At 62.2% G+C, this 19,336-nt stretch carries 12 protein-coding genes and 1 riboswitch; of the genes, 11 read left to right on the forward strand and 1 reads right to left on the reverse strand.

Annotation, left to right across the window (positions count from 1 at the left end):
* Positions 1–74 precede the first annotated feature (74 nt).
* Positions 75–168, forward strand: a riboswitch (SAM riboswitch).
* A gap of 288 nt (positions 169–456) precedes the next feature.
* From LGH74_RS16480 to LGH74_RS25130, 9 genes are all read left to right on the forward strand, one after another.
* Positions 457–1,218, forward strand: coding sequence for a phosphoadenylyl-sulfate reductase (locus tag LGH74_RS16480; RefSeq protein WP_226177337.1), 762 nt, complete (start codon positions 457–459; stop codon positions 1,216–1,218).
* A 62-nt stretch (positions 1,219–1,280) separates the two neighbouring features.
* The gene (gene cysD, locus LGH74_RS16485; protein WP_226177338.1) at positions 1,281–2,192 is read left to right on the forward strand and encodes a sulfate adenylyltransferase subunit CysD; all 912 of its coding nucleotides are present in this window, start codon (positions 1,281–1,283) and stop codon (positions 2,190–2,192) included.
* Positions 2,193–2,284: 92 nt separating this feature from the next.
* Positions 2,285–3,562: a sulfate adenylyltransferase subunit 1 gene (locus tag LGH74_RS16490; protein WP_226177339.1), complete on the forward strand. Its 1,278-nt coding sequence runs from the start codon at positions 2,285–2,287 to the stop codon at positions 3,560–3,562.
* 129 nt (positions 3,563–3,691) lie between these two features.
* Entirely contained in the window at positions 3,692–4,483 is a 792-nt protein-coding gene (gene cobA / locus LGH74_RS16495; protein ID WP_226177340.1) for a uroporphyrinogen-III C-methyltransferase, read from the forward strand.
* A gap of 176 nt (positions 4,484–4,659) precedes the next feature.
* Complete coding sequence (locus tag LGH74_RS16500; RefSeq protein WP_226177341.1) at positions 4,660–6,492, forward strand: assimilatory sulfite reductase (NADPH) flavoprotein subunit; 1,833 nt, start codon at positions 4,660–4,662, stop codon at positions 6,490–6,492.
* A 229-nt stretch (positions 6,493–6,721) separates the two neighbouring features.
* On the forward strand, positions 6,722–9,661 hold the full coding sequence (locus LGH74_RS16505) for a TonB-dependent receptor (RefSeq protein WP_226177342.1): 2,940 nt from the start codon (positions 6,722–6,724) through the stop codon (positions 9,659–9,661).
* Between the two features lie 174 nt (positions 9,662–9,835).
* Entirely contained in the window at positions 9,836–10,618 is a 783-nt protein-coding gene (locus LGH74_RS16510; RefSeq protein ID WP_226177343.1) for a DUF2490 domain-containing protein, read from the forward strand.
* Entirely contained in the window at positions 10,618–12,333 is a 1,716-nt protein-coding gene (gene cysI, locus LGH74_RS16515) for an assimilatory sulfite reductase (NADPH) hemoprotein subunit (RefSeq protein ID WP_226177344.1), read from the forward strand. Before LGH74_RS16510 ends, cysI begins: the two co-directional genes overlap by 1 nt.
* Positions 12,334–12,398: 65 nt before the next feature.
* Complete coding sequence (locus LGH74_RS25130) at positions 12,399–13,928, forward strand: TSUP family transporter (protein WP_348532998.1); 1,530 nt, start codon at positions 12,399–12,401, stop codon at positions 13,926–13,928.
* A 5-nt stretch (positions 13,929–13,933) separates the two neighbouring features.
* Here the strand turns inward: LGH74_RS25130 and LGH74_RS16530 are convergent, their stop codons facing one another.
* Positions 13,934–16,213 (reverse strand): sensor histidine kinase, encoded by a 2,280-nt coding sequence (locus LGH74_RS16530; protein ID WP_226177345.1) that lies wholly within the window; start codon positions 16,211–16,213, stop codon positions 13,934–13,936.
* A gap of 456 nt (positions 16,214–16,669) precedes the next feature.
* On the opposite strand from LGH74_RS16530, the gene LGH74_RS16535 reads away from it, so the two are divergent.
* Positions 16,670–18,019 (forward strand): TolC family protein, encoded by a 1,350-nt coding sequence (locus LGH74_RS16535; protein WP_226177347.1) that lies wholly within the window; start codon positions 16,670–16,672, stop codon positions 18,017–18,019.
* A 131-nt stretch (positions 18,020–18,150) separates the two neighbouring features.
* On the forward strand, positions 18,151–19,299 hold the full coding sequence (locus LGH74_RS16540) for an efflux RND transporter periplasmic adaptor subunit (protein WP_226177348.1): 1,149 nt from the start codon (positions 18,151–18,153) through the stop codon (positions 19,297–19,299).
* The last annotated feature ends 37 nt before the right edge of the window (positions 19,300–19,336 follow it).

Here is a 19,336-nt window from a genome sequence, read left to right on the forward strand (position 1 = left end):
TTCACTATAATTTGCAATTATAAAATTTCTGCTACTACATTTGCAGTATCAATTCTTTACCCATCAAAGGATTGTTTTTATACAGAGGCGTGGAGAGACAGGCTCGACGAAACGCCGGCAACCCCCAGTGATGAGCTGGAACGGTGCCAAGTCCTGACCATATAAAAACAACGACGCCGTGAAAACCTTGTCCAACGCCCGCACTGCTTCTCCTACCTTCTTTGCTGTACAGCATGGATGTTGTGGCATGATGATGTGCTGTCGGTGTTGCTAGCTGCTCACGCCCCCTGCTTTTCCTGCCGTGCCCCAAGGCCTTAGCTAGCTAAGGCCCATTGTCGCACACACCTTTTCCGACTACCGCAGGATAGTCGGCCCGCTGCGCCGCAACCTGCCTGCGCCCGGGCCCTTCGCACAGCCGGCATTTTCTCCTGAGAAAAGCCACATCCTCTTTCCATCATGCAAGTAGCCTCTGAGGCGCTGGTCTACGACTTGCGCCAGCAGCTCGCCGGGCTTCCCGCCGTCGAGCTGCTGGCCACCATAGCGGCGCAGTTTCCCGATCAGGCCGTTTTTTCGACTTCCTTCGGCCTCGAAGACCAGATTATCACGCACCTGATTTTCGAGCATAATCTGCCGATTAAAGTCTTTACCCTCGACACGGCCCGCAACTTCCAGGAAACCTACTCCACCTGGAATAAGACGCTGCTGCGCTACGGCAAAGCCATTGAGCCCTACTTCCCAGTACAGGCCAGCGTGGAAGAGTTGCTGCTCACCAAAGGGCCCAACAGCTTCTACGACAGCGTGGATAACCGCAAGGAATGCTGCGGCATCCGGAAGGTAGAGCCGCTGAACCGGGCCTTAAAGGGTCAGCAGGCGTGGTTTACCGGCATCCGGGCCGAGCAGTCGGCCAACCGCCAGGACATGCACGCGGTGGAATGGGACGCAGGCCACCAGCTCATCAAGTTTCACCCGCTCTTCGACTGGACTTTTGAGCAGTGCTGGGCTTTCGTGCACGAGCACAGCATTCCCTTCAACCCGCTGCACCAGCAGGGTTTCGTGAGCATCGGCTGCGCGCCCTGCACCCGGGCCATCAAGGCCGGCGAGGATTTCCGGGCCGGGCGCTGGTGGTGGGAAGATCAGTCGGCCAAGGAATGTGGGCTGCACAGCACCCACAACGGCCCCGACCCCGTGGTCGAGCCAGTCAACGCTTCCACTCTGTAGCATACCTCCATCCATATTCAGCGGGCAATCGGGCCTGCCGCGGCAATTTAGATTTCCATAGCATGAGTACTCCTCACTTCGATTACCTCGACCGGCTGGAAGCCGAAGCCATTCATATTCTGCGGGAAGTAGCGGGCCAGTTTGAGCGGCCGGCGCTGCTGTTTTCGGGCGGCAAAGATTCCATCGTGCTGACGCGCCTAGCCGAAAAAGCCTTCCGCCCCGGCCGCTTCCCCTTCCCGCTGGTCCACGTCGATACCGGCCACAACTTCCCCGAGGTCCTAGCTTTCCGGGATAAGCTGGCCGCCGAGCTGGGCGAAAAGCTCATCGTACGCAGCGTGGAGGATACTATTAAGCGGCAGCGGCTACGGGAGCCGGGCGGCAAGTTTCCGAGCCGCAACCCGCTGCAGACCTATACTTTGCTCGAAACCATCGAGGAATTTCAGTTCGATGCCTGCATCGGCGGAGCGCGGCGCGACGAGGAGAAGGCCCGGGCTAAGGAGCGCATCTTCTCGGTGCGCGACGAATTCGGCCAGTGGGACCCCAAACGCCAGCGGCCCGAGCTCTGGAACGTGTATAACGGCCGCATTCAGCGGGGCGAAAACGTGCGCGTATTCCCGATTTCCAACTGGACCGAGCTCGACGTGTGGCGCTACATTCAGCGCGAGAATATTCCGCTGCCCAGTATCTACTTCGGCCACCCGCGCACCTGCGTGGTGCTGCCCAGCGGCCAGCTGTTGGGCCTCAATGAGCACCTGCGCCTCGATGAAACCGACGAAATAGTGGAGCGTCAGGTACGCTTCCGCACCGTGGGCGACTCGACCTGCACCGCCGCCGTGGAAAGCGACGCGGCCACCATCGACGATATCATTGCCGACCTGCTGCTGGCCAAAGTCAGTGAGCGGGGCGCTACCCGCCTCGACGACAACATCTCCGAGGCCGGCATGGAAGACCGCAAACGCAACGGCTATTTCTAACCAGTTAGTTGTCAGTTGCTAGTTGTCGGTTGTCAGATTTTCCATCTGGCCGACAACTAGCAACTGACAACTAGCAACTGACAACTAACCTCATGGACCTTCTCCGATTTATCACCTGCGGCAGCGTCGACGATGGCAAAAGCACGCTCATCGGCCGTTTGCTCTACGATTCTGACTCCGTTTCCTTGGACGTGCTGGCGGCGCTGGAAAACCGGCCCACCGTGCATGGTACCGTGGACCTGGCCTTGCTGACCGACGGCCTGCGCGCCGAGCGGGAACAGGGCATTACCATCGACGTGGCGTACAAGTATTTCACCACGCCGCGCCGCAAATTCATTATCACCGACGCGCCCGGCCACGTGCAGTATACCCGCAACATGGTCACGGGCGCTTCGACGGCCGACCTGGCCATTGTGCTCGTAGATGCGCGGCAGGGCGTGGTAGAGCAGACGCGCCGCCACTCGCTCATTGCCTCGCTCGTGGGCATCCGGCATTTCGTGCTGGCCGTGAATAAAATGGACCTGGTGGGCAACGACGAAATGGTGTTCGACCAGATTGTGGCCGACTACGCCGCCGTGGCCGACCAGCTCAAGCTGCCCCACGTCACGGCCATTCCGCTGAGCGCCCTGCTCGGCGACAACATCGTGACGCGCTCCAAAAACCTAGGCTGGTACACGGGCCCAAGCCTGCTGGAACATCTGGAAAGCGTACCGGCCTTTGAGGAAGCAACCATTGCCGACGCCCGCTTTCAGGTGCAGTATGTAATCCGGCCCCAGACCGACGACTACCCCGATTACCGCGGCTACGCCGGCCGCATCCAGAGCGGCACCTACCGCCGTGGCGACCGGGTCCACATCTTGCCCAGCGGCCAGGAATCGGTGATTGAGGCCATTGAGGTAAACCAGCAGGAAGTGGAAAGCGCCGCCGCGCCCCAGGCCGTGGTCATTCGCCTCGCCGACGACGTGGACATCAGCCGCGGCAATTCTATCGTGCCCGTGGGCAGCCAGATTCACGTGGCTAAGGAGCTGGAAGCCACGATTTGCTGGATGGACGAGCGGCCCCTGTGGCCCGGCCGCAAGCTGCTGGTGCAGCACCACTCGGCGGTGGTAAAGGCCGTTGTGTCGGCCATTGTATACAAAGTGAACGTGCGCACCTACGGCCGGGCCGCTACTGAATCGGCCCAGCTGAACGACATCGTGGGCATCCGCCTGAAAACCGCTTCTCCCCTAGTCGTGGATTCTTACCAACAGAACCGCGCTACCGGCTCCTTTATCCTAGTGGACGAACTGAGCGGCGACACGCTGGCCGCCGGCATGGTGGATGCCATGCAGAACAGCTTCGTGCCCGAGCCGCTGGGCTTCACGATTTAGTTGAACGGTTGTAGAGACGCATACTTGCGTCTCCCGCCAGAACTATCGTCGCCTGACCACGAGTCACGCCTGACCAACAACATCAGCAACGATTGAGACGCAACTATGCGTCTCTACACATCCAACGCCATGTCCAACTTCCAACCTTCCGCACCCCGCCTGACCGTGCTCGGCGCGGGGCCCGGCGACCCGGAACTCTTCACGCTGAAAGGTGTGCGGGTGCTGGGCGAAGCCGACGTGGTGCTTTACGACGCACTGGCCAACAACGACCTGCTAAGCTACGTGCGCCCCGAAGCCCGGCAGGTATTCGTGGGCAAGCGGCGGGGCATGCGCAGCTACTCCCAGGACGAAATCAACGGCCTCATCGTGGACTACGCCCGGCGCTACGGCCACGTCGTGCGGCTCAAGGGCGGCGACCCGTTCGTGTTTGGCCGGGGCCGCGAAGAAATGCTTTACGCCGAACAGCACGGCCTGCTGACTGACTATGTGCCGGGCATCAGCAGCGCAGTGGCTGCGACCGGCAGCGTGGGAATTCCAGTGACGCACCGCGGCGCCAGTGAAGGCTTCCAGGTCATCACGGCGACTACGGCCACCGGCGGCCTGTCGGCGGCCGTGACTGAGGCAGCCCGCTCGCGCACCACTACCGTCATCCTGATGGGGCTGAGCCAGCTAGGGCGCATCGTGGAAATCTTCGGCCAGCACGGGCAAAGTGAGGTACCGGCCGCCATTATCCAGAACGGGACGCTGCCTGAGGCCCGGCTCGTGACGGGCTCGGTGGCCCAGCTGCCGGCCCGCGCCGCCGCGGCCAGCATCGGGGCCCCGGCCATCATCATCATCGGGGAAGTGGCGCGTCTGGCTCACGCCAGCGCGGCTGGGCCGGCAGTGTTTTCCGAGCTACTTTCCTACGCAGAGGTGGCTTGATTTCGCCTGTCATTCGTCGGCTGTCATCTTGAATGCAGCGAAGCGGAATGAAACAAACGACTCGTGCCAGCGAGGTAAAGTTCTTCGCAAGTGTACGCCAGATGAGGGATGACAGACGCGGGGCAACGTCAGCCTCCCACCCTCTTACCCGCCTACCTTCCTAAACTCCATTAGCCATGAGCCTTCTTTCCCAAAACCAAGCGCTGCCCCTGGGCCTCGACGATACGACGTTGCAGCGCCTGACCACGGGCCTCTCCGACCAGCAGCTCATCTGGCTGAGCGGCTACTTCTACGGCCGCACCTCGGCGGGTCGCAGTGAGGTGCAACAGGCCGTTCAAGGCGCGACGCAAGCGCAGCCGGCTGCCCCAGCCGCCGCTGCCAAGCTCACCATTCTCTACGGCTCCCAAACTGGCAACAGCAAGAAGGTAGCCCAGCAAACCGCTGAGAAAGCCAAGCAGCGCGGCGTGCAGGTAACGGTGCAGGATGTGAACGACTACGCTACCCGCGCCCTCAAAACCGAGCAGCAGTTGCTGTTGGTGGTGAGCACGCAAGGCGAGGGCGAGCCGCCGGTAGCCGCTGAGGAGCTGCACCAGTTTCTGCTCAGCAACCGCGCCCCCCAACTGCCCGACCTGCGCTACTCGGTGCTGGCGCTAGGCGACAAAAGCTACGTACAGTTCTGCCAGACCGGCCGGGAATTTGACGAGCGCCTGGCCGAGCTCGGGGCCCAGCGCCTGCTGGAGCGCGTGGAGTGCGACGTCGATTACCAGGAAGCTGCCCAGACCTGGGCCGACCGAGTCCTGGAAGTTATTGCCGCCGAAGCCAATACTGGCCATGCTGGCGGCTCTGGCAGTCAGGCTACGGCCGCCGAAACCCTGACCGCACCGGCTCCGGCGCAATACTCCCACCACAACCCATTTGAGGCGACGGTGCTGGAAAAGATTCAGCTCAACGGCCGCGGCTCCAGCAAGGAAACCTACCACATCGAGCTGTCCCTGGCCGATTCGGGGCTGCACTACGAGCCCGGCGACGCGCTGTCGGTGGTGCCGCGCAACGGTGAGGCGCTGGTGGCCGAGGTGCTGCAAACGGCCCGGCTCGACGGCACAGCCCCCATTCAGCTCTCCGGGGTCGAATTTGAGCTGGGCACGGCCCTTACCCAGAAGCTGGAGCTGTCGGTGCTCACGCGCGACGTGCTGGAGCGCTACGCTGCCACGGCCCCGCAGCACAAGCAACTCGCGGAAATCGTGACGGATATTCCGCAGCTGCAGCGCTACGTGTACGGCCGCGACGTGGCAGATTTGCTCCGCGAATTCCCCGCCGAGTTGTCGGCGGAGCAGCTGGCGGCGGTGCTGCGGCCGTTGCCGGCCCGGGCCTATTCCATTGCTAGCAGCTTACTCGTTCACCCCGATGAGGTTCACCTCACGGTGGGCGCGGTGCGCTACGCGGCCCATGGCCGCACCAAGCACGGCGTGTGCTCGTCGCACCTGGCCGATCGACTCGACATTGACCACACCGCTCGCGTGTTTGTGGAGCGCAACGAGTATTTCAAGCTACCCCAGGATGCGGCTACCGACATCATCATGGTGGGTGCGGGCACCGGCGTGGCCCCGTTTCGGGCCTTCGTGGAGGAGCGGGTGGAACTGGGCGCTGAGGGCCGCAACTGGCTCTTCTTTGGCAACCCCAACTTCACCACCGACTTCCTCTACCAAACCGAGTGGCTCCAGCACCTCAAGCGCGGCACGCTGCGCCACCTCGACGTGGCCTTCTCGCGCGACCAGGCTGAGAAAATCTATGTGCAGCACCGCCTGCTCGAAAAATCCCGCGACGTGTATGGCTGGCTCGAAAACGGGGCCCACTTCTACGTCTGCGGCGACAAGGCCCGCCTGGGCTCGGCCATTCAGGAAGCGCTGAAGCAAGTGGTGCAGCGCGAGGCTGGCTGCTCGGCCGAGGACGCCGCCGATTACCTGCGCGCCCTCAAAAAGCAGCGCCGCTACCTGGAGGATGTGTACTAACCGCCAGAAACGATGGAGCCCCAGGGGCTAACTTTTTGCCCCCTCAAAAAGTCAACCCCTCCTGCTGCCTTGCTCCCCTTTGCCTTCCTCACCGCACTCCCTTTCCTCCGCTATGAAAACCCTGGGTTGCCTGAATCGATGTTGTAGCCGCGCCTAAAAACCGGGCGGACCGCTCTACGCGGACCGCCCCGGCTACCTGCTTCTTCTTTTCAACCCTGCTTTTCCAATCATGAGAAAAATAGTTACGACATCTATCCTGGCACCCATTTTCGCGGCGGCCAGCATTGCCCCGGCTCTGGCCCAGGATGATATAATTGCCATCAGCGGCGTGGTGCACGAAACCGGCACCAACCAGCCCCTACCCGGCGTGAGCATCAGCGTGAAAAACGGCACGACCGGCGTGCTGAGCGACGCCAACGGCAAGTTTGCACTGAAGTCGAAGCTCAAGTTTCCCTTTACCCTCGTCTTCAACATGCTGGGCTACGACGCCAAGGAAGTCGAAATAGTGAGTGCGACCAGTCCGCTGTCGGTGTCGATGTCGTCGCGGGCCTTGCTCACGAACGAGGTGGTAGTGTCGGCTTCGCGGGTGGAGGAAAGCCGGCTCCGCTCGCCGGTGGCCATTGAGAAACTCGACATCCGGGCCATCAAAGAAACGCCCGCGCCGAGCTTCTACGACGCGCTGGAAAACGTGAAGGGCGTGCAGATGACGACCAGCAGCCTCACCTTCAAGGTGCCCAACACCCGCGGCTTCAACATTCCCAACAACTTCCGCTTCATGCAGCTCGTGGATGGCGTAGACATGCAGGCCGCCACACTGGGCGTGCCGCTTGGCAACGCCATTGGGCCCACGGAGCTCGATATTGCCAGCGTGGAAATCACGCCCGGCGCGGCTTCGGCCCTGTATGGCATGAATGCCATCAACGGCATGGCCAACCTGACGACCAAGAGCCCTTTCACCTACCAGGGCCTGAGTGTGTACCAGAAAGTGGGCGTGAACCACGTGGACGGCATCGACCGGGACCCGAGCGCGCTGACCGAAACGGCCGTGCGCTGGGCCCAGGTGCTGGGCGCCTCGCAGCGCTGGGCATATAAGGTAAACGGCAGCTTTCTGCGCGGCACCGACTGGCTGGCCAACACCCAGATTGACCAGAACCCGCAGAGCGCCTCATCGGCCAACCCGCGCTTCTCTGAGCTCAGCGGCGAGCAGAACCCCGCCGCCGACCTCTGGAACCGCTACGGCGACGACAACGCCGGCAACGTGGCCATTACCATTCCCTACAACGGCCGGACCGAAACCTTCAACGTGCGCCGCACCGGCTACTACGAGCGGGACCTGACAAACCCCATCGTGCGCAATGCCAAGGTGGACGCCAGCCTACACTACAAGCTGACCGATAAGCTGGAGCTGAGCTACGGCTACCGCTTCGGGCTGATGGACGGCGTGTTTCAGCGCGGCAACAAGATTCAGCTCGACGGCGTGACGGTGCAAAACCACAAGGTGGAGCTCAAGGGTCAGGACTTTACGGCCCGTGCCTACATGCTCATCGAAGACACCGGCGACTCCTACAACCTCAACCCGCTGGCCCTGAATATGGATTTGCAGAACGGCGCGACCAGCACCACTAACGTGGCCGGCACCGGCACGGGCTGGGGCGACAAGTTCCGGGCTGCGCTGCTGAGCCAATTGAACGGCGGCGCTTCCCTGGCCGACGCCATGCAGCAGGCCCGCGTGGCTGCCGACGCCGGCCGGGCCGTGCCCGGCACCGCCGCCTTTAATGACCTCAAGAACCAGATTGTAAAAACCAACAACTGGGACAGCGGCGTGAACGTGAAGGGTGCCCCCGTGCCCGGCGGCGCGGCCCTCACCCAGCGCAGCCACACCTACCACACCGAGGCCATCTGGAATCTGGGGCAGCGCATCAAGTTTGCCGACGTGCTCGTTGGCGCCGACTCCCGCCTCTACGAGGTCATTCCGGACGGCAACAATTTCGTGGATTTCAGCAAGCCTCTGGCCGAGCGCACCCAGGCCGGTGGCAACAACCAGTACTACAAGAAAGTGGGCGGCTTCGTGCAGGCCAGTCGGGAGCTGTTCAGCAACCGCCTCAAGCTGACCGCCTCGCTGCGGGCCGACTATAACCCCGAGTTTAACCCCAAGCTCAACCCGCGGGTGGCGGCCGTGTACACGCTGGCAGCCAAGCACAACTTCCGGGCTTCATATCAGAACGGCTGGCGCTTCCCGTCGCTGTTTGAGGCTCTGTCGTTCGTGAATAACGGCAACGTGCGCCGCGTGGGCGGCCTGGCCCGCGTGAACGAAGGCCTCAACTACCTCGACAACTCCTACACCCTGGCCTCGATTTCGACCTTCAACGCGGCCGTTAACCAGGCCGTAGCTGCTGACAACAGCAGCAGCACTACCGACCAGAAACGCACCCGCGCCGCGCTGGCCAACCGCGACCTGCTGCAAGTAGGCAACCTGCCCACCGAGCAGCCCGAGCAGATCAACGCTTACGAGGTGGGCTACCGTAGCGTGCTGTTCGACAACCGCGTGTCCGTCGATGCCGACGCGTACTATAATGTGTACTCCGGCTTCCTGGGCCAGGTGGAAGTGAGCGTGCCCAAAAACGCGGCCGGCCAGCAGGTGCAGGTGGGAACGGATGATGCCGTGCTGGCCGCCCTGACCAGCAACCGCAGCGCCCGCCAGGACCGGTACCGCGTGTACACCAACGCCCTGAACAAGTACCGCAGCTACGGCTCCACGCTGGGCCTCACCTACAACTTCTTCCAGAAGTTCACCGTGGGTGGCAACGTGAGCTACAACGACATCCGGGCCAATACGCAGTCCGACATCTTCGTGACGGGCTTCAACACGCCGAAGTGGGCCACCAACCTGAATTTCGGCAACCGCGAAGTGGTGCGCAACCTGGGCTTCAACGTGGTGTGGCGCCGCCAAAGCTCCTTCCTCTGGGAAAGCCCATTGGCCAACGGCCAGGTGCCCACCTACCAAACCGTGGACGCGCAGGTCAACGTGCGAATTCCTAACCTGAAAACGACCATCAAAGTAGGCGGGGCCAACCTGCTCAACAACCGCTACATCCAGTACGCCGCCGGCCCCACGATTGGCGGTTTGTACTACGTGGCCCTAACGTTTGACAACACGGTAATCCGGTAGAAAGGAACTCCCCTCCTTAGATAAGGAGGGGTGCCCGAAGAGCGGGGTGGTTGACCGCCGTTGAACGACTCTTTAGCACTAACTCTAGCAAGTCGTTCTGGTGTGGTCAACCACCCCTAGCCCCTCCTTATCTAAGGAGGGAAACTAGGATTCTAACTCTAGCCAACTTCTTTCATGAAACGCTTGCCCCTGCTAACCATCCTCCTGTTCCTGCTCGCCGCCTCACCGCTGCGCGCCCAGAAAGAGTATGTGCAGGAGCGGCAAACCTGGCTGGGCGTATTTAACCAGACGCGCTTTTCCCAGCGCTGGGGTTCCTGGACCGACCTGCACCTGCGCCTGCACGACCAGTTTGTGCAAGAGCCTTTCCAGAGCGTGGCCCGGTTCGGCCTCACGTACTATCTCACCGACGACGTGCGCCTGACCGGCGGCTACGCCTACGTGCACCACTTCCCCGACGGGGCCCGCACCATCGGGCAGGCCGAGCACCGGCCCTGGCAGCAGGTGCAGTGGTTTACCAAGTTCCCCAAGGCCCGACTGATGCAGTGGGTGCGGCTGGAGGAACGGTTCCGCCGCACGATTCGCAGCAACGAGCAACTCGACGAATTTGACTTCAACTACCGCACCCGCTACAACGCGGCCCTGTTTCTGCCGCTGAGCAAGCGCGGGTTTGAGCCGGGCGGGGTGCAGTTTCTGTTGAACAACGAGGTGATGATGAATTTCGGCAAGGAAATCCGCCTCAACTACTTCGACCAGAACCGCCTGTTTGCCGGCCTGGTGTACCAGCTCAACAAGCACGCCCAGCTGCAGGGCGGCTACATGCATCTGTTTCAGCAGCTGCCGGCCGGCAATGTGTACCGCAACCAGCACACCATCCGGCTTTTCTACTTCCACAATTTCGATTTGCGGCCCGCCGTGGCGGCAGCTCCCACCCCATCTTCCGTAATTCCCCAACCGTAATGGCTGAGACTATAAAGCTTTCTGAAGTCGAGCACGTCAAGGACGGCAGCAACTACCTGCGCGGCACCATCGACGACAGCCTGCAAAACCGCGTGACCGGGGCCCTGAACCCCGACGACACCCACCTGATCAAGTTTCACGGCTCCTACCAGCAAACCGACCGGGACCTGGAAAGTGAGCGGAAGCGCCAGAAACTCGAGCCGCTCTACTCCTTCATGATTCGGGTGCGGGTGCCCGGCGGCGTGGCCTCGGCCGACCAGTGGCAGCGCATGGATGCCTTGAGCGACGCCTACGCCAACGGCACGCTCAAGCTTACCACTCGCCAGACCTTCCAGCTCCACGGCGTGCTCAAGCGCGACTTGCAACAGACCATTGCCGGCTTCAACCAGGTGCTCATGGACAGTATTGCGGGCTGCGGCGACGTGAACCGCAACGTGATGTGCAGCTCCAACCCGCGGGAATCGGAGCTGCACCGGCAGGTGTACGAGGCCTCGGTAGCCATCAGCAACCACCTCACGCCCCGCACCACGGCCTACTGGGACTTGTGGCTGAACGGCGAATCGACCTACTCCAGCGCCATCAACGAGGGGGAGCAGGAAGATTTCGAGCCGATTTACGGCAAAACTTACCTGCCCCGCAAGTTCAAAATTGCCCTGGCCGTGCCGCCCACCAACGACGCCGACGTGTTTGCCAACGACATCGGCCTAGTTGCCATTGAGCAAGACGGGCAGCTGCTGGGCTTCAACGTAGCCATCGGTGGCGGCATGGGCATGACGTTCGGGATGCCCGAAACCTACCCGCGCCTGGCCGACGTCATCGGCTTCGTGCCGGCAGCTAATGTGGTGGACGTGTGCGAGAAAGTGCTGACCATTCAGCGTGACTGGGGCAACCGCGAAAACCGCAAGTTCAGCCGCCTCAAGTACACGATTGATAGAGTTGGCCTCGACACGTTCGTGGCCGAGCTGCACCAGCGTCTGGGCTACGAGTTGGCACCGGCTAAGCCCTACCGCTTCGAAACCTCGGGGGATGCTTTTGGCTGGAGCGGCGGCCCGGACGGCAAAGCGCACGTGACGCTGTTTATCGAGGGCGGCCGGGTGTACGACAAGCCGGGCTACTTGCTCAAAACGGCGCTGCGCGAAATTGCCGGCTTCCACACCGGCGAGTTTCGCCTGACCGGCAACCAGAACCTGACCATTGCCAACGTCAACCCCAAACACCGCCAGCAGCTCCAGGCTATTCTGGAAACGCATGGCGTGTGGAACCGCACCGAGAAGCAGACTGCGCTGCGCCTTAACTCCCTGGCCTGCGTTGCGTTAAACACTTGTTCCCTGGCATTTGCGGAAGCAGAGCGCTACCTTCCGCAGCTGCTCGACCGGCTCGATGCTGTCATTCGGGCCAACGACCTGACCGACGACGGTATCCTGATCCGGATGACAGGCTGCCCCAACGGCTGCGTCCGGCCCTACCTGGCCGAAATCGGACTGGTGGGCAAAGCTATTGGCCGTTATAACCTATACTTGGGCGCCAACCACGCCGGGGAGCGACTCAACAAGCTCTACCGCGAGATGCTCGACGAAGACGGAATCCTGCGGGAGCTTACGCCCCTGCTCGAAGCCTACGCCGCTGAGCGTGAGCCCGCCGAGCGTTTCGGCGACTTCGTCGTCCGCCGCGGCATCGTGGCCGCTACCACCCACGGGCAGAACTTCCACGCCTAGCCCCGGGTTCTTTCTGCTCCCCGCTCCTGCTGCCTGCCTTTCTTTCGTCCGCCAATCACCTTTCCATGACCTCTTCGCCCCTTCCTTCCGAAGTAGCCTTGCCGCCGCTGGCTCCGCTTGCGGCCGCCGAGCCGACGGGCAACAACCTGTTTCCCATCTTCCTGAAGCTGGAAAAGTTTCGGGTGCTGGTAGTGGGTGGCGGCGCCGTGGGCCTGGAAAAGCTGGCCGCCATTTTGGGCAATAGCCCGGCCACGGCCGTGACTGTCGTGAGTGAGACGTTTCTGCCTGGCATTCTGCTGCTGGCCGAGCAGCACCCGCAGCTGCAGCTGCGCTACCACGCCTACACCCACGTCGATCTGGTGGGCCACGACATCGTGTTTGTGGCCACCGACAACCCGGTGCTCAACCGCGGCATCAAGGCCCACGCCGCCGACCTGGGCCTGCTCTGCAACGTGGCCGACACGCCCGACGAATGCGACTTTTACCTGGGCTCCATTGTGCAGAAAGGAGACCTGAAAATTGCTATTTCCACCAACGGCAAGTCGCCCACGGTGGCCAAGCGCCTGCGCACGGTGCTGGCCGACGCCTTGCCCAACGAGCTGCAGGAAGTGTTGCAGCACATGACCATCATCCGGGGCAAGCTGGCCGGCGACTTTGCCAACAAGGTGAAGTCGCTGAATGCCGTGACGGCCGAGCTGGCTGGCGGGCCGGCCTACGAGTCGCCGGCGGCGGCGCGGTGGCGCAAGATTGCCACAGGCACGCTGCTGGCTTTTGCGGCCATGCTGGTTTTTAATATCCTGTCGTATTACGTTACCTGGAACCAGGTGTGGGGGGTGGCCTCCAATGCCCGGATGTTCTACATCTTCGTGGCCATCGGTTTCGGGGCCCAGATTGTGGATGGGCTCCTGGGCATGGGCTACGGCGTGGTGACGGCCATCAGCCTGATGAGTATCAATATTTCGCCGGCGGCGGTGAGTGCCAGCATTCATACCGCCGAAATGTTTGCCAGCGGGGCCTCGGGCTACCACCACTACCGCTTCGGCAACGTGAACAAGAAGCTGTTCAAAGTGCTGCTGATTCCGGGCGTGCTCGGGGCCATTACGGGCGCATATCTACTGTCCCGCTTCGGCGAAACCTACGGGGCCTACGTGAAACCGTTTCTGGCCGTATACCTGCTGCTGCTGGGCTTGCGCATTCTGACCAAAGCCTTCAGCAAGCCCGGCAAAGCCCGTACTAAGCACAAGAAACTGGGGCTATTGGCGGCGGCCGGCGGCTTCCTCGACTCGTTTGGCGGGGGCGGCTGGGGTCCGCTCGTCACCAGCACCCTTATTGCCGGGGGCCGCACGCCGCAGTACGTCATCGGCTCGGTCAGCGTCACCGAGTTCTTCGTCACGTTTGCCAGCGCCGTCACCTTTTTTGCCACTATCGGCATCACCCACTGGCAGATTATCCTGGGCCTAGTGGTGGGGGGCGTGGCCGCCGCGCCATTTGCCGCCCGCCTGGCCGGCCGTATTCCCACCCGCTGGATGTTCGTGGGCGTGGGCCTGATGGTAATCGTGTGGAGCTTGTGGGCCCTGCGCAAGTTGTTTATGTAGGCCGGCTACTCCTCCTCGACCACCGGAAACCAGATGCTGACGGTAGTGCCCTCCCCGACTACGGAGCGTACTTCGGTGGTACCGTTGAAGAGCTTTACCCGGTCCTGAATGGTTTTCAGGCCGATACCTTTGCCGCTGCTCTGCTGCGAGTTGAAGCCCCGGCCGTTGTCGTGGGCCACTACCCGCACCGCCTTGGGCTCCAGCGTGAGCACCATTCGGCCCTGGGTGGCCTGGGCGTGCTTCACAATGTTGTTGATGAGTTCCTGCACCAGCCGGTAGATAGCCAGCTCCAGGTACCTATCGAGCTTGGGGCCACTGCCGACCACCTGACACTGAATGCGCACGGTCCCGTGGCTCATGTGCCGACACACATCCTCGATGGCCGCCGCTAGGCCAAAATCCTGCAGCGTGGTCGGAATCAGCTCGTGCGAGATGGTGCGGGTGGCCTTAATGGCTTCCGATAGAAACACTCCGGCCTGCCGCGTGGCCTCAGTTACACGCTGGGTGTTGTTGCGGCCGGGCTCCACCACAATCTGCTCGAGCTGGAGCTTGGTGGCGTAGAGCACCTGGCCCAACCCGTTGTGCAGGCTCTCGGCAATGCGCTGCCGCTCTACTTCCTGGGCTTCCAGCACGGCATTGAGCAGGTGCTTCTGCTGGGAAAGTTGCAGATGCAGGTGCTCCTTTTCGAGGCGCTTGATGTCGGTAATTTCGCGGCCAATAGCCAGCACGCTCCGTACCGTGCCTTCTTCCGACACCTCGGGCACCAGCCGGGAGTAGAAGTGCTTGGTACCAGTGGGCGTTTCGGCCGAGTTGTAATGGTCGTGGGCCATGCCGCTGCTGAGCACCAGACGCAGCTTGTCCATCCAGGGGCGGGCCACTTCCTCGGGGTGCTGCATGTCCAGGTTGGTTTTGCCTACCAAAGCCGCCAGGGGCTGGTGCATGCGCTGGCAAAAGGCGCCGTTGGCAAAGCGCAGGCGCAGGTCCTGGTCCCAGCGCGTGATAAGGTCCGGGGTGTTTTCCACCAGCGTCTGAAACTGGCTGGCACTGGCGCGTAGCTCTTTCTCGGCCTGCTGCATTTCCGTGACGTCCTGCACCGTGCCGTAGAGCTTCACCACGCTGCCCGCCGGGTTGTACTGCACCTCGGTGCGCGTTTCGACCACGCGCTCCGTGCCGTCGTGGCACCGGATGCGGTGCACCAGCTGGAAGCCCCGCGGCGGACCGGCCGGGTGCAAAAGCTCCCGAAAAGCTCTTTCATCCGCCGGGGCCAGGAAGCCGAGCATGTCTTCCACCGTTAGGGCCTGGCTCTGGGGCTCCAGGCCGTGGATGCGGTAGAGCTCATCGGTCCAGTACACACGGCCACTGGCTATGTCGGCCTCAAAGCTGCCGATGTGCCCAATAGCCTGCGACTCTTTCAGCCGCTGGTGCTCCAGCCGCAGCCGCTCGCGCGTTTCCTGCACCTCCTGCACGTCGTAGAGCAGTACGATGAGGCCCTCGGCCGTGGGCGTGGCCGACATATACACCCACCGGCCCAGCGTACTGCACACGTACTCAGCTTCGGCCCGCTGCCCGCTGCTGAAGGCCTGCTGAATGATTTGCTGGCTTTCCGGGCTTACCTGCAGGACCGTCGTCTGCCAGATATTCTGCCCCAGCATATCGGCCTTGCTGACTTGCAGCAGTTGTTCGGCCCGGCGGTTGAGGTACGTAAACTCGCCGGCCGCGCTCAACTCTAGGTAGGCCTCACCAATGGCGTCCAGAATGGCATTGGCTTTCTGCAGGCGCTGCACCAGCAGGTGGTTTTCCTGCATCAGGGTTCGGCTCACGTCTACCTCCCGGCTCAGGTCGTCGATGCGGTGGCCCTGCTGCACCAGCTCGGTCATGTCGCTCACTTTGTTGATGATGAGCTGCACCGTGCCGTCGCCCCCCAGCACCGGCGAATTCTCCACGCTCCAGTATTTTTCCTCGAAGCTGCTTTCCCCGGGCCGCCGCACGTCGTAGCGCTGAATGGGCAGCTGATCGGGTTGGGCCGTGGCTAGTACCCGCTGAAAGGAGGCGTGCAGCTGCTGCTTGCTGACTACCGAGGGCTCATCGGGGTTTTCGGGAAATACCTCGTATATCGACCGGCCCACCATTTCGGCGCGCACTGTGTGCGTGGCCGCCAGGTAGGCATCCGTGGCCGTCAGTACCAGTAGATCCGGCGTCAGAATAAGGTAACGGTCAGGCAGGGTTTCATAAGCCCGCAACACTTCGGCACTGAGGAAAACTGGGAGAGGAGAGGCAGCAGGCATTACTTCGGCGGAGCGGCGGAAATAAGAGGTTCAGGAGAGACATATCTACGGACTCCGGGCCAAGTTGGGTGGGCCCCGCCGGCGCCGGCGTGCAACCTGCGGCCCCACGGCCCGACTTTGCCAGCGCACGGGTGCCCTTGGTAGTAGCCGTGTGCTGGCCCGTCGGAGGTCATAACTTTTTGCCGCCACTTTGGTTTAACAAGCTTGTGGCCGGAGTTGCTTCCCGCACCGGCCCTACGGCGGCAAAACGTGCCCGCCGCCTTTTCCGGCCCCAAACACCCCGTAGCGCAGCCCCAGCCGCGTCTGCTGGTGGCCGGTTCCGCTCTATCTTACCCACCTGCCTGGCACCCACCCGGCCGGGACCTACCATTTACTCGTGCTATTCTGCCGCCTCCACGCGGTGGTTCAGGTACTTATGCGGCTGCTTTCCGTTGGGAGCGGCCAGGTTTTCCTGCTATGAAAAAAAACAAACAGGCTTTGGGGGCCTTGCTGGCCCTGCTGTTGCTTTCTCCCTGGCTGGCGTTGGCCCAGCCCTCTGCCCCGCCCACCAACGGCGAATACACCTTGGAAGAGTGCCTGCAGTTTGCCATCCAGAACCAGCCCCTGCTGCGCCAGGCGCGCATCGATGAGGAAACCAACGAGGCCAACATCCGCATTGGGCTGAGCAGCTGGCTGCCTCAATTGTCGCTGAATGCCACGGGCCAGCACTACTTTCAGCTGCCCTACACTGTGTTTCCCAACGCTGAGGGCGTGAACGTGCCGCGCCAGATCGGGCTGCAAAACACCTCCACCATCGGCTTGGCTGCCACCCAGGCCATCTACAACAACGATGTGCGGCTGGCTTTGCGCAGCTCCCGGCCTTCGCGCCAGCTCTACCAGCAAAACAGCACCGACGTGCGCATCGACGTGGTGAGCAACGTGAGCAAGGCCTTCTACGACGTGCTGCTCTCCCAGCGCCAGCTCGACGTGCTCAGCGAGGATATTGTGCGGCTTCAGCGCAGCCTGCGCGACGCCAAGGCCCGCTACGACGTGGGCATCGTGGATAAAATCGACTACAAGCAGGCTGAAATCCTGCTCAATAACTCCATCGTAGCCCGCAAGCAGGCCGTGGAGGCCATCAAGTCCAAATCGGCCTACCTGAAGGAGCTCATGGGCCTGGCCGGCGCCCAGCCGCTGGCCCTGCAGTACGACACGCTCCAGCTCATGCGCGACGCCGTGGTAGACACCACCGTGGCCGTGGACCCCGCCAACCGCATCGAGCTGCAGCGGCTTCAGACGCAAAAAGCGCTGCAGGAAGCCCAGATCAGCTACTACCGCTGGGGCTTTCTGCCGTCGTTGTCGGCCTTCGGCAACTACAACGCGGCCTTCCAGAACAACAACTTCGGGGACCTGTATAACCAGCGCTTCCCCAGCTCCTACGCCGGCCTGCAGCTGAGCTTGCCCATCTTCCAGGGTACGCGTCGCCTGCAAAACCTGCGCCGGGTGCGCCTCGGAGACCAGCGCATCGACCAGGATATCGTGGCAGCCCGTAACCGGGTGAACACCGAGTTTGAGCAGGCCCTGGCTTCTTACAAAGGCTACTACGTCGATTACCTCATCGGGCAGCGCAATCTGGCCTTGTCGAAGGAAGTGTACTCGGTGGTAAACCTGCAGTACCGGGAAGGCATCAAAACCTACCTCGACGTGATTGTGGCCCAGACGACGCTGCGCACCGCCCAGCTCAACTACTACAGCGCCCTGTTTCAGGTATTGAGCAGCAAAGTAGACCTGCTCCGCGCCCAGGGCAGCCTGCCGATTCAGTACTAGTGCATGAGGGTGTGAGGGTAGGCGGGTGTGAGTTTAAAATAGGTCGAAGGGCAAACAGGATAACCTCCTACCCTCACACCCGCCTACCCTCACGCCCTCTTACCTCCTACCCGCCTACCCTTCTACCCATTATGAATAAGAATTTTCTCGCCCTAGCCTACGCCACCGGCCTGCTTTCCTTCACCGGCTGCGGCAATAAAGAGGCCGACAAAGCCGCCGCGCCCCCGCCGGCTACACCCGTGACGCTGGTAGCGGCCCGCACCACTGACGCGGTATATTACGACGAGTATCCGGCCACGGTGGTGGCCATCAACAACGTGGAGCTGCGCAGCCAAGTGGCCGGCTTCATCACCGGCATCTTCTTCAAGGATGGCGACGTGGTGCAGAAGGGCAAGACCCTCTATGAAATAGACCGGCGCAAATACGAAGCCGCTTACCAGCAGGCCCTGGCCGGATTGAGCAGCACCCGCGCCGTGGTGCAGAACGCCAAGGTAAACCTGGACCGCTACCAGCGCCTGGCCCAGCAGGATGCCATTGCCAAACAGATTGTGGATAACGCCGCCACCACCTACGCCACCGCCCAGAGCCAGGTAGCAGTGGCCCAGGCCAGCGTAGATGCCGCCCGCACCGACTTGAGCTACTCGCTCATCAAAGCCCCTTTCACGGGCCAGATCGGTATTTCGCAGGTGCGGCTGGGGGCCCAGGTTAGCCCTGGCTCCACGCTGCTCAACACCATCAGCGGCGACGACCCGATGGGCGTCGACTTTGTGGTGACGGAAGGCGACCTGGCCCGCTTCGTGGAGCTGCAGCGCCAGGCCGCCAGCAAAAGCGACTCTACCTTCCGCCTGGAGCTGCCCGATGGCACGCGCTACACCCAGCCGGGCCGCATCCTGGCCATCGACCGGGGCGTGAACCAGCAAACCGGCACGGTACAGGTGCGGGTGCAGTTTCCGAACTCCCAGCGCCAGCTCAAAGACGGGATGAGCGCCGTGCTGCGGGTACTCAACCGGCAGTCGGGCCGCCGCATCGTGGTACCCTACAAAGCCGTGGTGGAGCAGATGGGTGAAAACTTCGTGTTCGTGGCCGGCGACAGCAGCAAGGCCCGGCAGCGCAAGGTGCAGCTCGGCCCCCGCCTGCGCGACCAGATCGTGATTATGGACGGCATTAAGGATGGTGACCAGGTAGTAACCGAAGGTCTGAACCGCCTGCGCGACGGGGGGCCAATCCAGACCGGTGCACCGGCCGCCGCTGGTGGCCCCGGCACGGCTGCGGCCAAGTAGGCTATTAGCATTGTCCTCAGAGAGAAAAAAATCTACG

The organism is Hymenobacter lucidus (assembly GCF_020447265.1).
In the GTDB taxonomy this organism is placed as follows: domain Bacteria; phylum Bacteroidota; class Bacteroidia; order Cytophagales; family Hymenobacteraceae; genus Hymenobacter; species Hymenobacter lucidus.